Origin of the sequence: uncultured Clostridium sp. (assembly GCF_937920395.1) — a bacterium.
GTDB lineage: Bacteria > Bacillota > Clostridia > Clostridiales > Clostridiaceae > Clostridium_AD.
In genome coordinates, this window is the sequence record NZ_CALEVF010000134.1 from 1 (window position 1) to 4034 (window position 4034).

5 protein-coding genes are annotated in these 4034 nt (G+C 30.8%); all 5 read right to left on the minus strand.

The window, feature by feature from the left end; translation table 11 throughout:
* Nucleotides 1-198, minus strand: a 198-nt coding sequence (locus tag Q0649_RS10005) for a Na+ dependent nucleoside transporter N-terminal domain-containing protein (RefSeq protein WP_298841005.1), incomplete at its 3' end; no start/stop codon positions are given.
* Nucleotides 199-288: 90 nt separating this feature from the next.
* The gene (deoC, locus tag Q0649_RS10010; protein WP_298841007.1) at nucleotides 289-930 is read right to left on the minus strand and encodes a deoxyribose-phosphate aldolase; all 642 of its coding nucleotides are present in this window, start codon (nucleotides 928-930) and stop codon (nucleotides 289-291) included.
* Between the two features lie 276 nt (nucleotides 931-1206).
* Nucleotides 1207-1605, minus strand: a complete 399-nt coding sequence (locus Q0649_RS10015) for a cytidine deaminase (protein WP_298841009.1) — start codon at nucleotides 1603-1605, stop codon at nucleotides 1207-1209.
* A 95-nt stretch (nucleotides 1606-1700) separates the two neighbouring features.
* Nucleotides 1701-2636 (minus strand): sugar-binding transcriptional regulator, encoded by a 936-nt coding sequence (locus Q0649_RS10020; protein ID WP_298841011.1) that lies wholly within the window; start codon nucleotides 2634-2636, stop codon nucleotides 1701-1703.
* Nucleotides 2637-2786: 150 nt separating this feature from the next.
* Nucleotides 2787-4034 (minus strand): bifunctional UDP-sugar hydrolase/5'-nucleotidase (locus tag Q0649_RS10025; RefSeq protein ID WP_298841014.1); only part of this gene is annotated, 1248 nt, incomplete at its 5' end.

The window sequence follows — 4034 nt, forward strand, 5'->3', positions numbered from 1 at the left end:
TAGCATTTCAAAACCATTTGCTATTCCTCCTACTACAAAATTACCAGCACCAGTATTTAGCAAGACAAATCCAAGTATGAATTGTAAAATAACCATAACTACGACAGGCCGATATTTCACCTTCTTTTTATCAGTACTAGTAATCCATGCAAGCCCTAAGACAACAATTAAACCGATAATTCCAATGACATATTTCATTTTGATGCTCCTCCTTAAATAGTATAAGTTTAATCTTTCGTTATATAACGATTACATTTAGTACAATTAAATTGAGTATTATCATTTCAGCTAAGAAATGATATCAATACCAGAGCTTGTACCTATACGAGTTGCACCAGCTTCAATCATCTTTGTAGCCTCTTCTTTAGTATGAATACCACCAGAAGCTTTAACACCCATTTCTGTACCAACTGTTTCACGCATTAATGTAACATCTTCAACAGTTGCTCCACCTTTTGAAAATCCTGTTGATGTTTTTACAAAGTCTGCTCCGGCTTTTTTAGCGAGCTCACAAGCCTTTATTTTTTCACCATTCGTTAAAAGACAGGTTTCAATAATTACTTTCACTAAAGCTTTTCCTTTTGCAGCAGCAACAACCGCTTTAATATCTTGCTCAACGTAAGCATAATTTTTATCCTTTAGTTCACCAATGCTAATAACCATGTCAACTTCTGTTGCACCATTTTTAATAGCATCCTTTGCTTCAAATGCTTTTGTTTCAGTTGTATTTGCACCTAGTGGAAAACCGATAACAACACATACGCTTACTCCACTATTTAATAACTCCTGACTCGCCTCTTTAACCCATCTTGGATTAACACAAACTGACGCGAATTTATTTTCTTTGGCTTCTTTTATTAATTGTAAAATTTGTCCTTTTGTTGCATCTGGTTTAAGTTCGGTATGATCAATTATCGTAGCAATATTCATTATATATCTCCTTTTTATCTTTATTATACTTTTATAATAAGGCATACTTGCACATTTGTAAATAGCAAAGTGAAATTTTGTTCAATAGATTTACTTAACGGCATTTTGTAATTAGTATGCATATATTGTTATATTTTATATTTAGGTTTAATAGTTAAAAACCGTAATAAATAAGTTTTAAAACTAAAAGCATATTTTGTGTAATTGTTTTGATTAAACAATTACAAAAACATGCTTTTAAGTACTGTTAATATTAAAAGTGTATAATATTTTTTTTTACCTTTCTAAATCTTTTTTAGAGAAAGCTCCTGGTAAAATTTCTTCTATTGTTTTAACTAAATATTCATTTTCATTTTTACCTAAGATTATCTTAGTATCATCAGTTGCAAATTCTTGTATTACTTGCCTACAAATACCACAAGGGTATGTATAGTCATTTGGGACTCCAACTATAGCAATAGCTTTAATATTTTTGTAACCTTCAGATACTGCCTTAAATATTGCCGTTCTTTCAGCACAATTAGTTGCACCGTAAGATGCATTTTCTATATTACACCCTGAATATATCTTTCCATCGTGAGTTAAAACAGCTGCACCAACTTTGAAATTAGAGTAAGGGACATAAGCATTTTCTCTTGCCTCTAAAGCCTTAGAAATTAAATTTGTATATTCCATATTAATTATAACCCTCCTTTTAAAATCTTATTATAATTTTATAATAAGGCATTTTTGAACGTTTGTAAAGCTATTCATGAAATTATGTTCAAATGCTATTCTAAAAGTCTCTTTGCAGTATATTGGTCCGTAATAAGTATATTAGCACTTTTAGCTTTTAATGCCCCTCTAATTGCCTTTACCTTCAGTTTACCACCAGCAACTAAAATAGATTTTTCTTTTAGTTTAAGAGCATCTATGGATACTCCTATGGTACGATTATTAATTTGTTCATCACAGATTTCACCATTTTCATCAAAAAAGCGTGAACAAATATCTCCTACACTTTTTTGCATTAAACTCTCTTTTTCTTTTTCATTTAAGTAACCTAATCGAAAAAGTAAAGCCCCATCTCGAACAGTACCAACTGTAAAAATTGCTACATTAGCTTGAATCCCCATTTCCATAGTACTTTTAATATGCCGATCTTCTTCTACCATTTGTTTTACAATTGCATTATCGAAAATCACCGGCAGAGGCAAATATCTTGGCACTGTTTGAAATGCATCAGCAAAAAGGGCAATTGTTTCTGAGGCATATGTATTTACTTCTGAGTGACTAATTCCGCCTTTTAACTGAACTACTTCTACACCCTTGACACTTTGTGGTACAAGTCTTTTTGCAACTTCATACATAGTTGTTCCCCAACTTACACCAATTATATCTCCATTCTTTATGTTTTTTTGTAAATATTCTGCTGCTTCTTTACTAATATACTCTCTGCTGGATACATAATCATCCTTAGGTGAAAAAACAACACGAACGTCATTTAATTTATATTTTTCTTTTAATTGATATTGTAATTTATCCAAATCAGCAAATGGATCAATAATACTAATTTTAACATAACCTTTTTCTTTGGCATATTGAAGAAGTCTTGATATAGTTGGTCTTGATATTCCAAGTTGCACTGCTATTTGTTGTTGGCTATAATCTGACTGATAATATAATCTTGCGACTTCAACACTTAATTGTTGCTTTTCATTATCCATAAATTTCTCATCCTCACCTATTATGCATATTATTGCAATTAAATTAACATTACTAATTTTTCCAAAACAATCACACCAAATTTATAACCCAGCAAATATTTTCGGAGTATACTCTCATTTAGTAAGTTTTTTGTCTCTTCTTTACAGTACCTAGTATATAATTTTCCAGTTATTATTCACGATTGCTTTAATTGTTTTTCTCTTAAGTATGTAATTTGCAATTAGTTCAGACATATCTATAGGTATGTCTTTAACAACAAGTTTTCCTTTAAACATTAGATAATTGCCACCGCCACCTGCTCTATAATTATTCATTACTACAGCATATTCTCCTTCCATGTTAAGAGGAGAGTTTTTATAATTGATTTTAGTAATTCTAAAGTTTATAGGTTTTGTAATGTCTATAACATAATCTATTCCTTCCCACATATCATAATTATAATGTTGAAGTCTAAGGTACTTACCATTCTTTGCTATCTCTAATTCACCATCAACTATACTAAAATATTGTGCAGTTTTTTCTAGAGCTGCTTTTATATCAGAACCTTTTATCATAATTACCTTTAGTGTATTTGGATATTTGTAATTCGATATTATATCTCTCATCGTAATATTGTAATTGAAACCCTTACATTTATTATCAAAAATAGCTGTATTGGATATATCAACCTTTGCTGCATCCATCTGAACATTATTTATAAACTCAACAAAGGCATTATCTTTAAGCCTTGCCTTTAATGGATCTTTGATAAGCATGTCCCCTTCTACATTTCCAATTGGAATATCAAGCCAAGCTTGTGTTTCTAATTCTATTGGACTTATAGTATTCAAAATTCTTTTATCGACATCGATTGCATTAGCATCAATAACTGTAGAATTTTTGCTTCTCACAGACCATTTGCCAGCTATTTTAACTAAATCCATAGTTACTTTTCCAATGCACTTTCCGTTGTATCCTGGTTGCACAACTAAAACACCATTTACCAATAAATTTTCTATAACTCTATGTTGATGTCCAGTTAGAAGCACATCCATGTTACTCACTTTAGTACATAATTCATAACCTTGATTTTCTCCTGTTAGCTTTTCAGAGGGTTGCCCGGTTTCTACATCTCTTTCAAACCCACCATGATATGATACTATATTTATGTCCGTAGCTTCCTTCTCTTTCATTATTCCAAGCCAATAACTTGCACTCTCTACTACATCTTTAAAATCTAAGTCCTTAATTGTACCTTCACTTTCCCAGTTAGGAATATACTTAGTTGTTAGCCCTAGAATACCTACCTTTAAACCATTATCAAAAGTTTTAACAATGTAAGGTTTATTAATAAAACTTTCCCCTGTAATTTTATTTGTAATATTAGCGCATAACCATGGAAAATTTGAAGTTTTTAT